Raw genomic sequence first — 18,350 nt, 5'->3', positions numbered from 1 at the left:
TATATATTGCAGCATTACAACACTAAGCGGGGCCATAGTTATAACAACTATTTACCGCCAGTGGTGATGGAAACAGCCGCTTAATTTAAACACCTATAAAGGTGTACAGTTTTACTTGACCACTTCAGCTCCTGATGAATATCATAAAAATTGTTTTTATATGTAGCAATGTAAGTCGCAAGGCTTTGCGGTGTGTGGTGTCGAATTGGTGAAATATATGTTTCTAATTCAAGGTGTCTTTTATCAACATCAGAAAGTTTGTCTTCCTTAATTTTTTCCTTATCAGAAAAACTAATTTCACGTTGGCGATCTTCAATTCCTTCTAAAATCTCATGTAAACTGAAACCTTCTCGGTGTATCGCTGTAGAGATGCGGAAAGAAGTATCGATCAATTTAGATTCTAGATAGTTGTAATTAACACCATCTACGCGTTCAAATAATGCACATACAGCTTTATATCGATCTATAGCCCGTCTGATTATTCTCAAGTTATCTAATTCGAGGGATTTAAGGCATTTTGCTACTTCAGACTGTTCATGGTCATTGAGTTTCTTCACACCAATATAGATCTTCTTGACTACATCTAGAGATTCTGTGGGTGTTGGCTTTATATAGACGATATCGCTAAATACCTTTTCTATATCAGCATGAGCACCAACCTTAACTTGGTTACCAATAACGACAATTTTTATGTGTTGCTTATTTTCTGTGAGGTTTAAACACTCGCCAATGACTTGAGTCCGTACCTTTTCACATGTAATTCGTTCGAGGTCATCTAATAGAAGTACTAGGTTGTCGAGCTTATTGAAGTAGTGGTGCTTGATAATTGAAGTAACACCCCCTAGAACAGCACCTACACCTCTAGTACCAGAAAGCACTTGAGCAGATGAACCAATAAGGTCAGTACTTTGCTTTGTAAGCCAACTTGATTTTTTATTCTCTGTATAGGTTAAGGAGATAACTCTATCTTTGAAATCGTCTAGGCTAGTCACACCGTACAACGATAAATAAATGACTTTGTATGGGGCAAGGTAATTGTTAACTAGATATGGTTGTAGTTCATGCTTTACATAGTAAGTCTTTCCGACTCCCCAATGACCATCCAATAAAACCATACTCGGAAAACTGCGGTCTTCTAGTAGTGAATATATTCGCATGTTTGTATTCATATTAAATCCTTGTAATTTCTCTACAAACAGAATATAGGACAGCCATACATTTACTGTATAAATTCAATACGCTGTAAGTAAATTTCCTATCTCCCGCTCAATAATTCTCGATTAGAAATGACAGTAGGTAGATAAAAATTATGGGTTCCAGTTTTACTCTTCCGCGACACATATCCTTATTTGTTAAATTTAATATTACTATAAACCGTAATATTTACTAATACCAGTTCCTAAAACGTTAGCTGCTGTTGCCAAAGATATTGCCCAGCCGCCACTAACTGCTTTGGTACACATATTTCCGACCCAAGAGCTTACACTTGAGCCAAATTGACCTGTAGAACCAATATTTCCATCACTGTCGATTGCTTGCTTTAATTCCACAATATCGTTTTCTGGGACATTATGCTCTACTAAATACTTTGCAAGCTCATCAAAATTGTTTGGCTCGCTAATAGTCATTTCTAAATTTTGATTAAGTTCACTATCTGTAACGTCACCTAAAACACCCTGAAAATTCTTTATGTTAATATGCGTACTCATATGTGCCTTTCTTACTTCATCTGAACTAAAACTAAGCCCTTCCCCTGTTACCCCCTCTTGCTCTAACCTCAAAGCCCATTTCAAGATTGTATTACGAACATTATCAACTATAGGAACTAATGATGTAGCTGAAAAATTTAGTCTAAACGGAAAGTCCGATTGAAAAAGATCTTGGAGTGATATCAATGGAGAACCTGTAAATGGAATTAAAAATCCTTTACTATGATTACTAATAATGCCTTCGATTTCAGCAATTGACTGACGAAAGTGAAACACGGAAATAGTATCTTCCATTTCGGTATTACCGACCTGAGCAGGAATAGGCCCTCGATATGGATTTACAGCCTGTAATGTACCTTTTATACACCGGTAAACTGGTACATCACTACCAGCATCATACCCATTCATTTCAGCTTCGATCCATTGCCTTGAATCTTCAACTGATAACTTTATAGCAATAGTGTATGCTTTACGTAATAAGGATTGAATTGAAACATTGTCATTCATTGCATCCGCTTGCAATTCTAAGATTATTGAACTCATACATCCCCGTAAATTTAATAGTGTATTAACAAGCCTTCTTACTTTTTACGTAAAAACACTCTTATATCTTGTATCGATCATATTCCATTCGTATCATAATTACATGAGATTTGTCGTATTTTTTGTTTCAAAGTATTTATTTGAAATGTAGAAAATAAGAAATGTATTAAGTAAAACTGATAATCAAAATAATATGTTAATAAAATTAATCCAAAATCACGTTAATAAGATATGAATAAGTATTTGGTCTAAACAATTTTGGGGCAACTATAATTCACACACCCTCAGTAATCACATTCCCCGAAACGGAGCTAGATCGATCCCCTCTATCTCACAAAAAATGAACATAGGACAGCCATATCTTTACTTTATAAATTCAATACACTGTGAGTAAATTCTCTATATCCATCTCAATAATTCTCGATTAGAAATGACAGTAGGCAGATAAAAAATTATGGGTGTCCAGTTTTACTCGTTAACATGTCATAACGTTATTATTGTTATTTTAACAGGTTCTTATTGGCGTCTTTAAGGCTCAAGCGCGCAATGATTAGATCACGGATAGCTCGTACCTCACTTCCGAGATGACGGATAATAACCCGTGTAATTATCGGGATTATGTCCAAAATTAATTATTCATCATCCCCTACAGAACAAGATCAAAAATCTATCATCAACATATCGTAACGTTATTATTATTGTTATTTTAATAGGTTCTTATTGGCGTCTTTAAGGCTCAAGCGCGCAATGATTAGATCACGGATAGCTCGTACCTCACTTCCGAGATGACGAATAATAAACCGGGTTATTTTTCAACAGAGCGTGATAACAATAGTGAGAGGAAATCTAATGATTTAAAAAATGGTCAGCTAATTATTAGGGTTGATATAAATTTGAGTTTCAATAAATATACGCCCGACTTTACTTCGTATAGATTACAAGTTAACCATTCAGTTAAAAGCGCGACTAAATAACCTTATTTTTTTAAATTTTTGCGAGCTAGGCTACAAAACACCACTACTAATCGTTGTCTAATCTCACCCTATAAAATTATTTTAATAATCATACGATTGTACAGCTAACGAAGATAGATATGAACAATATAACGATAGCACCATCACAAGCTACAATAGCATTAACAACAGATTTGCTTATTACTCAAGTAAACGCAGAACTTACGTTACATCCTCTTGATTTAGTCAAAATAAAAGGTTCATACTCGCAGTTTTTTGCTTATTTTCATGCCAAATTAGCACCATCTATTGATGGTTGGGTTGATATGGTGAACCACGATGATATTACGTTGGCAAACCTTAATAGTGACTATGGCTATTTTGCTTTTGCACATTATCTCGCACGTCAATACGATCCTACACGCTGGTCAGAAGAAGTGATGGTGATGACGAAAGGCTTTATTAATATTACTGATAAAAAGCTTTCTTTTAATCCTATCAGCATTCATCATATTTACGATTATCTGATGGCAGAATTATTAGATATGAATAATTTAAAACACCAGCTACGCCATTTATTGATTACCGATAATATTAACTATTTATACCGTAACACTCCACCTTGCATTCACCGATATGCGGTTGACGATTCAGAAAATATAGCAAAACGTATTCAGCAGAATATCTGTTTCTTATTCATGTTATATATCAAAACAATCGCGACAACGACAAAATCAATCATTAGCAGTAAATAAGCACTGATATCAATCTCCACATCATTCCTGATGTTTTATATTAATGAATGATGTGGTGATAGTAATCAATAATAGTCTTAACGGGATTATCTTACAGTAGCTGTCTTAGTTTATGTTCAACTAATGGGTCGTTAGGAACCAGTTGCTGCGCCATTTCTAGTAATTGAATCGCATCTTGTGGATGATCATCTTGATGTTTCAAGGCTATATCAATCAAAGGTTGTACATCAATTTGAGCTTGATGCTCTTGTACATGCGCTTCTTTTTCATCAATCAAAATATTATGTGCTTTACTCAATAACCCTAATCGGTGTTCTGAATATGCATTGGCCTTACTTAGGCTTTGATAATAATCTTCTTTAAAGCGTAATGTTTTTGTTTGTTGACGAAACTGAGCAATATCAAGTTGCTGATAGCGAATAAAATCAACAGCGACCTGCTTATAGAAACCAAACTTATTAAGGTAAGTAGCATGAGTGCCATGCCCCATTCCAAATACACGTAAATGGGTCAATTCTGGATAACGTTTGGCATGTAAGCGATCGATATTATTGGTGGGGTCGTAAATAATATAGCCTTTAGCTTTACCTAAATCGAGATCATGGTAATCCCCTTCCCAATCAAATTGCTGCGCTAGTTCAGTACTAGAACGACTATCCCACGGGGCGATGGTTTTATTCTTGGTACTCACTGGATGAAATAATAAAACTTGATCAAGTTGCAATAAATTGGCAAAAGCACCCACCGCAAAACCACCACGACTGAGACCATAGCCTAAGCGATAGCTAAACGGTTCAAGCAACGTAGTTAACTGTTCAAGAAAGAAAATTAAGTTACGACTACGAAACCAATTACTCTTTCCTAAATGTTGAAAAGAGATAACATTCACGTTCTGTTTTTTAGCGAGGTGGAATCCCCAAGGTGCAAAATTCTCATCAATATCTTGCTGCTGTACGTTGGTTCCCGCAGGCGAAAATGTAAACAGTAGCGGCTTATTTACATCAACAAACTCATACTTAACAAACACATCATCAAGTAAGTCCCCTCCTGACATTGGAAGTTGCGCTTGCTGCTGTGAACGAGAGTGTGTTAGCCACTCATCTAACCAATACAATAATTTCATTTTACCCACCTTTAAAAACAACCGCGGGATTGTAGCAAAGATAGGCATTAAACGAAAATTTTAGTTAGAACACTAATTATTTAATTTAACTTGCTCGATTTTAAAGATAAAAAATATTCCATACGGTTTTTTACTTTTTAATGAAAAATAAACCAAATAATATTGACCTGTCTATAGCTTTACACTTCATACTAGCCAAATATTAACAATACACATATACACATCGGATCCGTCATGTATTTGATTTCAGAATTAGCGACTAAAGCAGGAATATCACGTACCACGCTACTCTATTATGAGAAGCAAGGGCTGATTAAAGGCCACCGACTGGATAATGGATATCGTCATTACAGTGAAAGCGATTTGCAACGGTTATTTTTAATTAAACAACTTCAAAGTGCAGGCTTGACGCTAAAAGAATGTCAAAGCTGCTTAGAAGCAAAGTTGGATAAAAGTATCTTGTCAGAACGGTTAACTCAACTGACAGAAGACATTCAAAAAAAGACCCAAGCGCGTGAGTTGTTATTAGGGTTACTTGGGGAACGATCACAGCGAGAATTACACAGTTCTTTAAGTAAAAGTGCACCCAATGTCCACCTTAACTGGCTCAACACGCAAGGCTATGATGAAAAAGAAGCTCTCAGACTAAAGTGGTTATCAAAAGACATGAATGAACACAATGCGTACATGAACGATTTTATGACAATATTTACACCATTAGAGCAATGGGCTCCGGGTAGTAAACAAGATACCTTAAATGCCATATCACTGATGCCTAATCAGCAAATGCGCCGTATTTTAGAAATTGGCTCAGGCAAAGGCGGATCGACAGTATTACTGGTTAACAACACCAAAGCACATATTACCGCGGTAGATAATGAACCCGTTGCAATTGAACAACTTAATCAAAAAATCAAAGACTCACAATTGGTCGATCGTATATCACCTGTTTGCGCATCAATGACAGCTCTACCCTTTGAAGCCAAGAGTTTTGATGCTATTTGGGCTGAAAGTTGTGTTTATATTATGGGAATGGAAAATGCACTTCAACAATGGAAACCGTTATTAAAAGATGATGGTATTCTGGTCGTCAGTGATTTGGTTTGGCTTACTGATATGCCTGATGAAAACGTTAAACAATTTTGGCTATCCAATTATCCCGATATTCAAACGATACCTACAAGGCTCAAGCTATTTCAGGCTCAAGGTTATGACGTAATTGATCATTTTTCACTGGGGCTAAACGCTTGGGAAAATTATTGGCTACCATTAAAAGCAAGGGTTGAAGCATTACAACCAACCATGCCAACCTCTCAAGCACTACTGGATGTAGAACAAGAAATTGGTATTTATGAAACCAGTGTTGCCAAAGATTTCACCTATCATTACTTTATCGTAAAACCGAGTAAATAAAGCTTATGAGCACACCATCATTAGTTGATTTAGGTTTACGTCCTTTTTTCCAACAACAATTATCGTTAGAAGAAGTCGTAAACTGTTTCCTTGGACGAATCATTGAACAACATAAATCCGACGTGATTATCTTAGCTGGTGATGATGCACTAAGGTATAAGCTACCACCAAATTTTGAGGCAATATGTGTTGGCGACTGGGTGGTTTTTAATCAAAACAGATTGGTTCGCGTTCTTGAAAGGCAATCCCTTTTTCAGCGAAAAGCCGCAGGTAGTAGCCGAGACCGCCAACTTATTGCAGCAAACCTCGATGTGGTATTTATCGTTAGCTCACTTAACGACGATTTTAATTTAAATCGAATCGAACGTTATTTAGCGCTGGTAAAAGAAACCCATGCCGAGCCTGTTGTGATCTTAACCAAAGCTGATTTATGTGATGACGTAGAAGATATTCGACAACAAGTTCAACAGTTAGACTCACTGTTAAGTGTTCACTGTGTTAATGGGCTTGCCCACAATAGCCTCTCCGTATTAAAAAGTTATTGTCAGCGTGGTAAGACCGTCGCCTTTTTAGGTTCATCTGGCGTGGGTAAATCGACACTGGTCAATAATCTACTTAACCATAATGAAATGGAAACCAATGCGATACGAGAACAAGACAGCAAAGGACGTCACACAACAACGTACCGTACTATAAAATGGCTACCTGAAGGCGGGCTGTTGATGGACACCCCTGGAATGCGAGAACTACAACTTAGTGATGTAAAAGAAGGGATAAAACTCACATTTGCTGATATTGAATCTCTCGCTACTGCATGTCGTTTTAAAGATTGTCAGCACCAAAATGAACCCGGCTGTGCGGTAGTAAAAGCAATCGCAAGCGGCGAATTATCGACAAGAAGATTGAATAACTTTCATAAACTATTACGCGAAGACGCTCATAATAGTGCGACATTGGCACAAAAAAGAGCAAAAGATCGCACCTTTACTAAAATGGTCACCGCCATTCAAGATCAAGCGAGGTCGATAAAAAAATTCAAATAAAAGAAAAAACAGCATAATCATCTTGACCTTCCCTGTAATGGAAGCTTTATGCTGTCATTCTAATAACAAATACATATCGAGCTCATCATGAAAAAATTATCTTTAGCTATTGTTTTATCAGCACTACTTTCTACCACTGCATTTGCAAGTGAAAATGTGGTCGATCACAGTCATGCAATGCCAACTAAATCAGTCGTTAGTCTACAAGCATCACAAACAATGATGAAAGACTCGATGGCGGCAATGTCAGGTATGCATACGTTAAAATTAACCGGTGATCCTGATTTAGATTTTATAGCGGGTATGTTGCCTCATCATGAAGGGGCTATTGTGATGAGTGAATCAATTCTACCAACACTGACTAACCCTGCGGTGCATAAATTAGCACTTAATATTATTAAATCACAAAAAGAAGAAGTGGTTTATATGAAGCATTGGTTAGCCACACACAAAGAAATACCACTAGCACAACGTGATATTGCTAACTCACAAGAAATGATGACCAAATCAATGAAAATCATGCACAACATGATGGAAGTTAAATTAACCGGTCACCCAAATGTTGATTTCATTGCGGGTATGATCCCTCACCATGAAGCAGCAGTAGAAATGGCAGAAGTCATCATGCCTTATCTAAAAGATCAATCAACGAAGACTCTCGCACAAAGTATTATCAAGTCACAACAACAACAAATTAGCTTTATGAAAACATGGCTAAAAGATAATACACCAGCGACAGTGCCTGCGAAGTAAATAAGATCACACTTACTTATACATAAATCCGACTTAAATAAGTCGGATTTATTTTATCTGTTTTTAATCAATCGAAAACTCTCGATATTGACCACTTTCAAGCCCAGCTACCGATAAGTGTCCTACCGATACACGATGCAGTGCTAATACTTCATTTTGAAAAAAGCCAAACATACGTTTCACTTGGTGGTACTTCCCTTCAACCAATGAAAGCCGTGCTTGATACTCTGAGACGATCTCTAAATGCGCGGGCTTAGTGGTGATATTCTCATACCCAAAATAAATACCCTCTTTGAACACGGTAATATATTCTTCAGTAACAGGTTTTGATAAAGTCACTTCATATACTTTTGCGAGTTTGGTTTCAGGTAAACTTATTTGACGTGACCATGCGCCATCGTTAGTTAACAACACTAATCCTGTCGTATTAAAATCTAATCGCCCAACAATATGTAATTCATCTTTTTGAGGATGATCAATTAAATCTAATACAGTTGTATGCTTAGAATCTTTGGTCGCACTGACAATACCTTGCGGCTTATTCAACATAATATAAATCGGTTTATTATCTTGAAGGCTGTGACCATCTAATTCAACATGCATAAATTGAGTCACTTTCTGATGCGTTGAATGTGCGGCTTCTCCATCCACGATGATCCTTTTCTGAGCAACCAAAAGACGAGTGTCTGATATAGAGTAAATACTATGTTGACTTATAAAACGATCGAGTCGAGTGGTAGACGATTTCATAACATAACAATATCCGCAGTATGTAAAAATGCATTCGAAAATGTACTTTTTAAGAAGTGAACATCTTTACATATAACAACAAAAATAGAACAGCTATATTTTGAAAATTAATGTTCAGGTGTACTTGATGTTATTTACTTTTAATAACACTTTAAATATTGATTAATTATCATGGGCTAAATATGATATTATTCTGTTAAATATTTCACCACAGAGTTAATTTTTTGAAATTCTCACTCTTACAATATAAGCGTCAAACTCTCGCTTCATGGTCACTGATTTTAGTGAGTATTGTGCTATTGATGTGTATTTCTCAAAATTTAGGCCTTTCTACATTATGTTCTTTAACGCCGATAACTGACGCAACTGAACAGCTTCAATCTCATCCACAAACGCACTCAGATCTAGAAACGCAATGCAGTAATAGTGAGCATCTTGTTAATGCCAACACGATTAACATTGATTTTGCGATTCCAATGTTTATCCTCGCCCTTGTTATTATTGCAGCGATATTAAAGCAATCGGGTGTTAAGTACTTCCCTCCTGAGCCAACAACCTCCTATGGTGTACGGCGACATTTAGCTTTTTGTACCTTTCAAGAATAAACACAATCAGGGTCTGAAGATCGAGCATTATTACGCCTTAAAAAACCAAGGCATCATAGTGTGTGATAACAGCCCCTCCTAATACTTATATCTTTTTATATAATTATTCACGGAGCAACATTGTGTTTAAAAATCAAATTATTAGTACTGTTTTATTTACGGTATCGTTAGTATCAGTGCTATTTCTAGCGACGATCCCTGTCGCTACGCCATCGTTAAAAACAGGCATGTTAACCCATCCACCAGCACAACTCTGTTTAATACTAACGGAATTACTCAATCACGATACGGTGATGCAAACACTAGAATTTGGAAGGGGGAAATAATAATGACAACTAAAAAAAACCAATCTAAAAAAGCGACCAATGTAGCAACTAAGCTATGGCTAAAAGCAAAAGAAATCATAAAACTGGTGCTCATTTTATCACTCTTTTTTATCGCTATAGATGCTTGGCGCAGTAAAGATATGCCATCAGACGTGATCCCTACATTAGCGGCAAATACACTGGATCAGCAATGGGTTGATATTAAAAAGATGAGTGATGAAAAACCCGTATTACTCTATTTTTGGGCGACATGGTGCTCAGTGTGTAAATTGGTTAGCCCTAGTGTTGATTGGCTTGCGGATAATCATCAAGTGGTATCGGTTGCGGTTACATCTGGCGAGAACCAACGGGTTGCCCAATTTATGAAGTATAAAGAATACAATTTCCCGGTCATCAATGATCCAACAGGTAAAATTGGTCGAGAATGGGGCGTTACTGCGACACCTTCAATCATAATTATTAAAAATGGTCAGATTTCATCAATAACAACCGGAGCAACAACCCCGATAGGCTTATGGTTACGGCTGATTTTTGCTTAGCTCGTGATATAAATCATGTCATAGTTACTACCAACAATGGTTGTTGGTAGTAACTTATGCAATAACTATCGTTGTAAAATAAGCTGTGCAAAATAGCCGAATTAACGCTTAAATTTATCAGCCCATTGTGGCCATATAGCCGCGAGATCCATGTGCTGTTCGATAGTATCTGCAATACGATCAATGCCTTGCTGACGAATTCCATCAAAATCAGGAGTTTGAGTCGCTTCTAAACCAGCCCATCGTAAAATAGCATCACATGCACCTTGTTGTTCGAAAATGCCATGCAAATAGGTGCCAAACACGTGATCATCACAACCTAATTGGCCATCAGGACCATCGGTTAACTGTAATGGTGCATTGGCACTCACACCTTGAGTAACACCCGCATGAATTTCATAACCTTTAACGGTAACAGGCATTTGATTAGGCATGGTTAGTGTGCCCTCTGTTTGTTGCAGGCATTTGTTTTTCTCAATGGTGGTAGCAATAGATAAATACCCTAAACCTTGGCTAACCCCCGCTTCACCTTCAATCGCATGCGGATCAGCAATGGTTTCACCTAACATCTGATAACCACCACAAATACCCATCACTTTGCCGCCTAAACGCAAATGACGTTGGATCTGTTTATCCCAACCTTGTTCACGTAAGAACGCTAAATCACTGCGAACGCTTTTGGTTCCTGGAATAATGATCAAATCGGCGGCAGGAAAAGGCTGACCTTTGCCGACAAACTGCAAGTTAACTTGCGGATGCATGCGCAGGGGATCAAAATCAGTATGGTTACTGACGCGGGTTAAAACAGGCACTACCACCTTTAATTGATGATCAGCGGCATCAACTTGTTGGCAGTTAATCGCATCTTCAGCTTCTAGCATTAAGCCATGTAAATACGGTAACACGCCTAATACTGGCTTACCTGTTTTTTGTTCTAGCCACTCTAAACCCGGTTCAAGTAACTTAATATCACCACGGAAACGGTTGATAACAAAACCTTTGACGCGCGCTTGTTCTGATTCAGACAATAACGCTAACGTGCCATAGATATGAGCGAACACCCCACCGCGATCAATATCTGCAATAATGATCACCGGCACATGGGCTTTTTCAGCAAAGCCCATGTTTGCCACGTCATTTTCACGTAAGTTGATTTCAGCAGGACTACCCGCACCTTCAATAACAATGGTTTGGTATTGTTGTTGCAGCAATGCGAATGATTCCATGATCGGCGTCATTACCACTTTCTTGTAGTTATGAAAACCCACAGCATCCATATCAGCTAAAGCGTGACCTTGTACGATCACTTGTGCGCCAACATCGGTATTGGGTTTAAGCAATACAGGATTCATATGTACACTAGGCTCAATACCACAGGCTTGAGCTTGAACGGCTTGTGCTCGCCCAATCTCACCGCCATCTTTGGTCACAGCGCTGTTTAATGCCATATTTTGTGATTTAAACGGTGCCACACGAATACCTTGGCGTGCCAACACGCGACATAATCCAGCCACCAGCACACTTTTACCTGCATCTGACGTCGTACCTTGTACCATTAATGCACGTGTTGTCGATTGTAATGTATCCGTCATTTCCTAATTCCATATTCATATAATAAAAGTGAGTAATCGCAGATCATCGTTATCTATATCGAATTAACCATCTTAGCTACTGCTCATATTTGGTAATAAATCATAAAAAACAAGTTTGAATAATCATCAATTTGGTGTATATGATAACGATTATCATTTTTTATCACTTCTTTTTTATGAATTATCTTATTTTACCGACCATGTTGGTATGGCTATTGTTGGCAATTAGCATCGGTTGTGCGTTAACAAAAACAACTTCTTGGCGTATACCACTACTATTGTCACTGATCACAGCCGTAACGTTTAACGTTTTAACAGTTATCGGTGCAGCCATTATGATCAGTGGTATTGCTATTGCCAGTTTTACTGCTCGGCAACAATCTAAGCCCTTGATCTACGCGGGTCATACCATTGTGATTTTGTGGGTCATCGGGCTAATTCTACATTTATACCCTGGTATCAATAATTTGTTGGTGCTTGATCACGTCAATAGTGGCCCACTTAGTCGATCATTTACGCTTTACTTTAATATCGATAAACCCATACTTATTTTTGCACTGCTACTACTCGTGCCCAATATAGTAAGCAATAACGAATATAACTGGCATCATCTTTCGCTCTCACGCATGCAAAAAAGTATTATTGGTGGCGGATTAATCACATTACCGTTATTAGCATGGGCATTACAACTGGTGCAGCCTGAATTCACTTTACCGTCATGGTGGTGGATCTTTGCTATTAATAATCTCATTTTTACTTGTGTCGCTGAAGAAGTACTTTTCCGTGGTTATATTCAGGGACTGCTATGTAAGAAATTAGCTCCACCTATAGCGATTATTATTGCGAGTGTTTTATTTGGATTTGCACACTTTGCTGGTGGTCCATTGTTTATCGTAATTGCGACACTGGCTGGCATACTTTATGGTTTAAGCTATTATTGGACTAAGAAGATAACGGTCGCTATCGTGGTTCATTTTGCATTTAACTTACTTCATTTAGTCTTTTTTACTTACCCACTGCCCTTGTAATAATGCAAAATAAAAAAGAAGTCTTATCCCTTCTTTGAACACAGCACCGTGTGCTTCAAAAGCATAAACAGGGATAAGGAACAGGATGGAATGTCACAATTATTGCTTATAGATGTTCTCAATAATCCAACACTATTATTGAATGCTAATCATAAATGCAGTTATCAGATCATGACTGAAGCCCGCCACCTCTCATTATTAGGGCAATTAAAGGCGTGTTGTGAGCGGGCGAATATCGAACACGATCTTCCCCTCCACACCCAACAGCAATTACTGTCTGGGTTTCACAGCTACCAAAAACAACAACAACAATTGTTACTTGAACATCAATATCTCACTGAGCACTTACAAGGGGTTATTAGTTCATGGCGCTACTTACGCGGTAGCGCCTTGCAATTACTTGATAACGATATGTTTGCTGGCAGAATTAAGCATAATATTGATATTTATGTTCCACAGCAACACGTTGCCAATGTAGAAAAAGCACTGTTAAATAATGGCTGGCGCTATAAAAACATTGCTGATTATGAAGAAACGTTTTATCGTCGTTGGGCACAGCAAACCACGCCATTGATCCATAAACAAAGGCGTACTGAGCTGGCAATTCACTTTCAATTATTACCTAAAACATTAATCAACAAACTCGACCCAACCCCTTTACTCCACCACCACTTATCACCGCCATTGTGTGAACCTGCCACATTATTATCGCCAGATGCAATGGTACTTCATCAAGCAATTATGTTATTTCACCAAATGGATTACCATTATGGCTTACGGGATATTTACAGCCTATATTTGCAGTTTGTTTTCTTCAGTAAAGACCCCACGTTTTGGCATAATTTAATTCAACTTCACCAACAAGTCGGCAATGATAATAGCCTTTATCTTGCGGTCAATTTATGTCACCGCTTATTTGATTTATCTGTGCCTGATAATGTATGGGCATATTTTAAGCAACATAAGTTAAACCGATTATCCTATTGGTTCTATCAACAACATTTTATTGATGCCTTTCTCTACCAGTTTCCTTTGCATCGCAACATTGGTTATCGTGACGCCGTAAAATCACTGCGTTTTCGTGGCCGTTTAAAACAAATGCCAGTCTACTGTATTGTGCCGCATATTATTAAACGATTAATTGTTAATAGTATTCCGCATGACGATGAAGAAGTGATCAACTAAATACGACTAACTTCCAATTATCATTCTTTGATACCTAATAAGACAGGCACGCGTAAGAATTCTCATGTTACTATGTTAAGCCATTCTCAAGGAAGGAAGAAGAATTTGGATAACATGCTGTTTTACAAAACATACCCACATAAACAAAGTAAAGAGTGGGTCGTATTTGTCCATGGTGCGGGGGGAAGCTCTGCTATTTGGTTTAAGCAAATAAAAGCCTATAAACAGCATTTTAATTTATTGCTCTTAGATTTGCGTGGTCACGGTAAATCTAACACCATGTTTCAGGATGTGATGGACAATCGCTATACCTTCAAAATGGTGACTAAAGATATTATAAATGTGCTTAATCATCTTAAAATTGAGTCGGCTCACTTTGTTGGTATCTCATTAGGAACAATCATTATCCGCCATCTGGCTGAACTGGCGCCAGAGCGAGTACAAACAATGACATTAGGTGGCGCGGTAACACGTTTAAATACACGCTCTCAAGTGTTAATTAGCTTGGGGAACTTGAGCAAACATGTTCTGCCTTATATGTGGTTATACCGTATATTTGCTTATGTAGTGATGCCACAAAAAAACCAACGTCAATCACGTCATTTATTTATTCGAGAAGCTAAAAAGCTTTGCCAACAAGAATTTAAACGATGGTTCAAATTGGCAACGGATGTTAACCCGATTATGAAATACTTTAAGGAAAAAGAACTCGCTATTCCGACTTTGTATTTAATGGGTGAACATGACTACATGTTTATTAAGTCTGTCAAAGAGATGATTAAACGTCATCAAAATAGTGTGTTAACCCAATTATCAAATTGCGGCCATGTGTGTAATGTTGAACAGCCAGAAGCATTTAATCATCATTCAATTGAGTTTATTCAATTGCACAGCCAACCATTACCGGCCCACTAAAATAATAAAACCCAGTGAGAATTGAATCTCACTGGGCTTAACTTATACTGTACTGAAACACGCTTTAGTTAAGTAAACTGAGCTTACATCACCACCACTTTATTTAAAAAACGCTGCAATTGAGCGGTAACAAATTGTGGTTGTTCAAGGTTACTAATATGCCCAGCCTCAGGAATCAGCACATATTCACTGCCATCAATCGCGTCATGCATTAATTGTGCTTCAAGTGGCGGGCGCGGATTATCTTCTAAGCCTGACATAATTAATGTCGGAACCGTAAGTTGCTCGATATCATCAAACGTATCACGACGCCCAAACACCATGCGTCCCATCTCAGACACTGCCACCGCGCGATCCCCTTGTAATTGTGCAAGAGAATTACGGAATTCACTCACTAACTGCGGATTATGCAAATGACCATCACGACGGAAAAATAATGGTGCAATCATATCGATCAATGGCGCAGGAACATGTTGTTGATCGCGTAAAGTATCTAACATCGCAAAATATCTCGCGTGCAGTACTTCAGGCTCATAACCTAAGAAGGTATCCATTAGTACTAATGCCGTCACTCGCGCAGGCGCTTTAAGGGCTAATTCTGCGCCCCACATCCCCCCCACGGACAAACCAATAACAGCAAATTTTTCAATCTCTAAGTGATCCAATAATGCCAACACGTTATCAGCATAATCACGCAATGTTCGTGTTGCTGATGGCGCACTGTCAGAGCCACCATGCGCCCAAAAATCTGGCACAATACAACGGTAATGTTGGCTTAATACCGCGATCTGCGGTGCCCACATTGCACTATCCCATAAATAGCTGTGACCAAAAACAAGCACTGGCCCTGTTCCTTGATCACGGTAAGTCATTTGCTGACCATCAATAGCGAATGTTTGCATTGCAGGTATCCTTTCTTGATTCACATATCATGAATATTAATTCGTTATTTTATTATTAAGCTAAGATTATCCATCTGAATTATCACGCACATTATCATAACCGTTACGCCATTGATGTAACTCGATACTTATTTCTAATGTGGACTAATCCTTGGCGATAGAACACCCACGCGCAGAGTCCAGCGGCAATATTACCCAACATTGCGCCAGTGAACAGCCCTGACAAACCTGCGAAATGCGCACCCAACCATAATACGGGCAAATAACACACAAATAATCGTAATGCAGAAATCAATAAAGCTCGCATCGGTAATCCCATGGCATTACAAACAGAAACCATCAGCATGCAAACCCCTAATGCACCAAGACTAATAGGCACCCGCGTTAAATGGATCATCAAAATGTGTTGTACCGAACTATCACTGGTTAATAGCTGGGTTAACGACGGCGCACTTAAAAAGAGCACGATCGCGATAACCACTTGCCATATCAATACAAATCGCACCGCTATCATGATCAATTTTTCAATACTGACAATATCTTTACGACCAAGTAAACGTCCCACCATCGGTGGCATCGACATGGTTAATGCCAAAACGATAACCAGTGAAAAGAACTCTAATCGTGATCCTAATGCCCAAGCAGCAACGGTTGCCGCACCAAAACTAGCCACTAATTTTGTTGCTAAAATGGCAGAAACAGGGGGTAACAATTGGCTTAGCATTGCTGGAGCCATGATATGTACTAATTCTTTGATGGCTTTATAAACGGCCAATCCACGCCAGTCAAAACTCAACCATTGGCGTTTAAATAATAATGGAAACACCACCAGCATACCGATGCTAAACGACACAATAGTCGCCCATGCCGCACCATTAATACCCATATTAAAGGTAAACATAAACAGTGGATCTAAACCAATATTTAGCACACTGGTGATCACCATCATAATGCCGGGTAACAAGGTATTACCGTTGGCACGACAAATACTGTAGGCAAAGTACACCATCGAACCGCACCATGCACTTGTTAGCCATACGGGCCAATAGCTATCAATAACACCAAAAACATTATCAGGCGCACCAAGTAACCATAACAACTGATGTCGGCCAAACCAGATTGCCGCACACAGCGCCATGATGCCAATATCGCCAAGGATCACCACTACCCCGCCTAATTGACGCGCACGATGATGATCATTATTACCTAATACCCGTGAAATTAAGGCGGTGGTTGCAATTCCTAATCCCACTTGTAAACCAATGACTAACATTTGCATCGGTAAAGTAAAACCTTGCGCGGCTAACGGTAAAATACCAAGTTGGCCAATAAACGCACTGTCGACTAACTGAAAACTCATCAGTGATAATACGCCAAAGAGCATTGGCCATGTCATGGTAAACAATTGATGAGCTAAACTGCGGGACGCTGGAAGTGTCATTGTTTTTACATTCATAATAACAACTTAAATAAAACGTTAGTAACGAGTACAACGCATCGATTTTCGACTTGGTACTGATTACCAATAAAAAATCCCCGCCATAGCGAGGATCAAAAATAACTTTAGATGTGAATTAACGAATAACTAATTTAACAAGATCAGCCGGACGGTAATAAACAGATTTCAAAACTTTACCGGTGCGGATCAGCTTACCATTGACTTCAACATCTTGTGCACATTTAGCAATGATATAATCACCTTTGGTACTTGCCATCAATGCAACACCTTGCTCGGCGTAAAAAGCTTCAGTCTCGTCATACTGCTGCTGGCTACGGCATACTTTGCTCATGTTGCTTGAGTGGACTTCATTCCAACAATCAATGAATGTAAATCCTAAACGCTCAGACATCTGCAATAAAATATCAATCAAGTAACTGATACCAATATTATCAGTGATTTTTTTATCACCTAAATGTACTAAACGCCCCATTAATACATACACCGAATCAACAATCGCGTCAGCTTGCTCAACCAATGAATCAGCTTCAGCAAGCTCTGTCATTTCTTCAACAGCTAATGAAGTATGTAATGCATCAGCTTGAGCATCTAGGCTCGCAGGGGTTTCAATATCTAAGTCAAAGGTAGAACGAAACTCTCGAATATCGCTGTAAAGGTGATCGAAAAGGGGTTGGTCTAGCGCAGAAAGCTTCATTCGAATATCCTTGTTTCAGATTTAAGGGAAGAGATTATTTTATTACTCACAGCGCAAGGTTAT

At 38.3% G+C, this 18,350-nt stretch carries 18 protein-coding genes; 10 read left to right on the top strand and 8 right to left on the bottom strand.

What is annotated here, in order from left to right; genetic code table 11:
* Positions 1 to 80: 80 nt before the first annotated feature.
* Both C9I86_RS12910 and C9I86_RS12905 read right to left on the bottom strand, forming a co-directional pair.
* Entirely contained in the window at positions 81 to 1,169 is a 1,089-nt protein-coding gene (locus tag C9I86_RS12910) for a hypothetical protein (protein WP_107276551.1), read from the bottom strand.
* A gap of 198 nt (positions 1,170 to 1,367) precedes the next feature.
* Entirely contained in the window at positions 1,368 to 2,252 is an 885-nt protein-coding gene (locus C9I86_RS12905) for a hypothetical protein (RefSeq protein WP_107276550.1), read from the bottom strand.
* Between the two features lie 1,093 nt (positions 2,253 to 3,345).
* Here C9I86_RS12905 and C9I86_RS12900 point away from each other — a divergent pair.
* A complete protein-coding gene (locus C9I86_RS12900) occupies positions 3,346 to 3,960 on the top strand; it encodes a hypothetical protein (protein ID WP_107276549.1) in 615 nt (204 codons plus the stop codon).
* 91 nt (positions 3,961 to 4,051) lie between these two features.
* Here C9I86_RS12900 and C9I86_RS12895 read toward each other — a convergent pair whose 3' ends face one another.
* Positions 4,052 to 5,083, bottom strand: coding sequence for a cytosolic protein (locus tag C9I86_RS12895; RefSeq protein ID WP_107276548.1), 1,032 nt, complete (start codon positions 5,081 to 5,083; stop codon positions 4,052 to 4,054).
* Between the two features lie 234 nt (positions 5,084 to 5,317).
* Between C9I86_RS12895 and C9I86_RS12890 the strand changes: the two genes are divergently transcribed.
* The 3 genes from C9I86_RS12890 to C9I86_RS12880 all read left to right on the top strand — a co-directional run bounded on the left by C9I86_RS12890 (position 5,318) and on the right by C9I86_RS12880 (position 8,292).
* Complete coding sequence (locus tag C9I86_RS12890) at positions 5,318 to 6,496, top strand: MerR family transcriptional regulator (RefSeq protein ID WP_107276547.1); 1,179 nt, start codon at positions 5,318 to 5,320, stop codon at positions 6,494 to 6,496.
* Between the two features lie 5 nt (positions 6,497 to 6,501).
* Entirely contained in the window at positions 6,502 to 7,539 is a 1,038-nt protein-coding gene (gene rsgA / locus C9I86_RS12885) for a ribosome small subunit-dependent GTPase A (RefSeq protein WP_107276546.1), read from the top strand.
* 87 nt (positions 7,540 to 7,626) lie between these two features.
* Entirely contained in the window at positions 7,627 to 8,292 is a 666-nt protein-coding gene (locus C9I86_RS12880; RefSeq protein WP_107276545.1) for a DUF305 domain-containing protein, read from the top strand.
* A 63-nt stretch (positions 8,293 to 8,355) separates the two neighbouring features.
* Here C9I86_RS12880 and C9I86_RS12875 read toward each other — a convergent pair whose 3' ends face one another.
* Positions 8,356 to 9,042: a pseudouridine synthase gene (locus C9I86_RS12875; RefSeq protein WP_045038680.1), complete on the bottom strand. Its 687-nt coding sequence runs from the start codon at positions 9,040 to 9,042 to the stop codon at positions 8,356 to 8,358.
* Positions 9,043 to 9,266: 224 nt separating this feature from the next.
* Between C9I86_RS12875 and C9I86_RS12870 the strand changes: the two genes are divergently transcribed.
* The 3 genes from C9I86_RS12870 (at position 9,267) to C9I86_RS12860 (ending at position 10,512) form a co-directional block, all read left to right on the top strand.
* Positions 9,267 to 9,647, top strand: coding sequence for a hypothetical protein (locus C9I86_RS12870; RefSeq protein WP_107276544.1), 381 nt, complete (start codon positions 9,267 to 9,269; stop codon positions 9,645 to 9,647).
* Between the two features lie 122 nt (positions 9,648 to 9,769).
* The gene (locus C9I86_RS12865; RefSeq protein ID WP_107276543.1) at positions 9,770 to 9,973 is read left to right on the top strand and encodes a hypothetical protein; all 204 of its coding nucleotides are present in this window, start codon (positions 9,770 to 9,772) and stop codon (positions 9,971 to 9,973) included.
* A 2-nt stretch (positions 9,974 to 9,975) separates the two neighbouring features.
* Positions 9,976 to 10,512, top strand: coding sequence for a protein disulfide oxidoreductase (locus tag C9I86_RS12860; protein WP_107250810.1), 537 nt, complete (start codon positions 9,976 to 9,978; stop codon positions 10,510 to 10,512).
* A gap of 101 nt (positions 10,513 to 10,613) precedes the next feature.
* Here the strand turns inward: C9I86_RS12860 and C9I86_RS12855 are convergent, their stop codons facing one another.
* Positions 10,614 to 12,104 carry a cobyric acid synthase gene (locus tag C9I86_RS12855; protein ID WP_107276542.1) on the bottom strand — a complete coding sequence of 497 codons (1,491 nt, stop codon included), beginning with the start codon at positions 12,102 to 12,104 and terminating at the stop codon, positions 10,614 to 10,616.
* Positions 12,105 to 12,244: 140 nt separating this feature from the next.
* On the opposite strand from C9I86_RS12855, the gene C9I86_RS12850 reads away from it, so the two are divergent.
* The 3 genes from C9I86_RS12850 to C9I86_RS12840 all read left to right on the top strand — a co-directional run bounded on the left by C9I86_RS12850 (position 12,245) and on the right by C9I86_RS12840 (position 15,232).
* Positions 12,245 to 13,132 (top strand): CPBP family intramembrane glutamic endopeptidase, encoded by an 888-nt coding sequence (locus C9I86_RS12850; RefSeq protein ID WP_241956893.1) that lies wholly within the window; start codon positions 12,245 to 12,247, stop codon positions 13,130 to 13,132.
* Positions 13,133 to 13,222: 90 nt separating this feature from the next.
* Positions 13,223 to 14,317: a nucleotidyltransferase family protein gene (locus C9I86_RS12845; protein WP_080156169.1), complete on the top strand. Its 1,095-nt coding sequence runs from the start codon at positions 13,223 to 13,225 to the stop codon at positions 14,315 to 14,317.
* 114 nt (positions 14,318 to 14,431) lie between these two features.
* Positions 14,432 to 15,232 carry an alpha/beta fold hydrolase gene (locus tag C9I86_RS12840; protein ID WP_080156563.1) on the top strand — a complete coding sequence of 267 codons (801 nt, stop codon included), beginning with the start codon at positions 14,432 to 14,434 and terminating at the stop codon, positions 15,230 to 15,232.
* An 83-nt stretch (positions 15,233 to 15,315) separates the two neighbouring features.
* Here the strand turns inward: C9I86_RS12840 and C9I86_RS12835 are convergent, their stop codons facing one another.
* The 3 genes from C9I86_RS12835 to C9I86_RS12825 form a co-directional block, all read right to left on the bottom strand.
* Positions 15,316 to 16,134 (bottom strand): alpha/beta fold hydrolase, encoded by an 819-nt coding sequence (locus C9I86_RS12835; RefSeq protein WP_080156170.1) that lies wholly within the window; start codon positions 16,132 to 16,134, stop codon positions 15,316 to 15,318.
* A 103-nt stretch (positions 16,135 to 16,237) separates the two neighbouring features.
* The gene (locus tag C9I86_RS12830; protein ID WP_369925689.1) at positions 16,238 to 17,590 is read right to left on the bottom strand and encodes an MATE family efflux transporter; all 1,353 of its coding nucleotides are present in this window, start codon (positions 17,588 to 17,590) and stop codon (positions 16,238 to 16,240) included.
* 118 nt (positions 17,591 to 17,708) lie between these two features.
* Positions 17,709 to 18,287 (bottom strand): nucleoside triphosphate pyrophosphohydrolase family protein, encoded by a 579-nt coding sequence (locus C9I86_RS12825; RefSeq protein ID WP_080156171.1) that lies wholly within the window; start codon positions 18,285 to 18,287, stop codon positions 17,709 to 17,711.
* Positions 18,288 to 18,350 lie beyond the last annotated feature (63 nt).

This window comes from Photobacterium sp. NCIMB 13483 (assembly GCF_003025475.1).
Taxonomy (GTDB): domain Bacteria; phylum Pseudomonadota; class Gammaproteobacteria; order Enterobacterales; family Vibrionaceae; genus Photobacterium; species Photobacterium piscicola.
This window is presented reverse-complemented; position numbering and strand designations above follow the sequence as displayed.

Excerpts from the sequence above, each read along its gene's own strand:
- C9I86_RS12835 (WP_080156170.1), bottom strand. The coding sequence starts at position 16,134 with ATGCAAACATTCGCTATTGATGGTCAGCAAATGACTTACCGTGATCAA.
- C9I86_RS12825 (WP_080156171.1), bottom strand. The coding sequence starts at position 18,287 with ATGAAGCTTTCTGCGCTAGACCAACCCCTTTTCGATCACCTTTACAGC.
- C9I86_RS12900 (WP_107276549.1), top strand. The coding sequence starts at position 3,346 with ATGAACAATATAACGATAGCACCATCACAAGCTACAATAGCATTAACA.
- C9I86_RS12850 (WP_241956893.1), top strand. The coding sequence starts at position 12,245 with ATGATAACGATTATCATTTTTTATCACTTCTTTTTTATGAATTATCTT.
- C9I86_RS12890 (WP_107276547.1), top strand. The coding sequence starts at position 5,318 with ATGTATTTGATTTCAGAATTAGCGACTAAAGCAGGAATATCACGTACC.
- C9I86_RS12905 (WP_107276550.1), bottom strand. The coding sequence starts at position 2,252 with ATGAGTTCAATAATCTTAGAATTGCAAGCGGATGCAATGAATGACAAT.
- C9I86_RS12880 (WP_107276545.1), top strand. The coding sequence starts at position 7,627 with ATGAAAAAATTATCTTTAGCTATTGTTTTATCAGCACTACTTTCTACC.
- C9I86_RS12895 (WP_107276548.1), bottom strand. The coding sequence starts at position 5,083 with ATGAAATTATTGTATTGGTTAGATGAGTGGCTAACACACTCTCGTTCA.
- rsgA (WP_107276546.1), top strand. The coding sequence starts at position 6,502 with ATGAGCACACCATCATTAGTTGATTTAGGTTTACGTCCTTTTTTCCAA.
- C9I86_RS12910 (WP_107276551.1), bottom strand. The coding sequence starts at position 1,169 with ATGAATACAAACATGCGAATATATTCACTACTAGAAGACCGCAGTTTT.
- C9I86_RS12855 (WP_107276542.1), bottom strand. The coding sequence starts at position 12,104 with ATGACGGATACATTACAATCGACAACACGTGCATTAATGGTACAAGGT.
- C9I86_RS12875 (WP_045038680.1), bottom strand. The coding sequence starts at position 9,042 with ATGAAATCGTCTACCACTCGACTCGATCGTTTTATAAGTCAACATAGT.
- C9I86_RS12860 (WP_107250810.1), top strand. The coding sequence starts at position 9,976 with ATGACAACTAAAAAAAACCAATCTAAAAAAGCGACCAATGTAGCAACT.
- C9I86_RS12830 (WP_369925689.1), bottom strand. The coding sequence starts at position 17,590 with ATGAATGTAAAAACAATGACACTTCCAGCGTCCCGCAGTTTAGCTCAT.
- C9I86_RS12845 (WP_080156169.1), top strand. The coding sequence starts at position 13,223 with ATGTCACAATTATTGCTTATAGATGTTCTCAATAATCCAACACTATTA.
- C9I86_RS12840 (WP_080156563.1), top strand. The coding sequence starts at position 14,432 with ATGCTGTTTTACAAAACATACCCACATAAACAAAGTAAAGAGTGGGTC.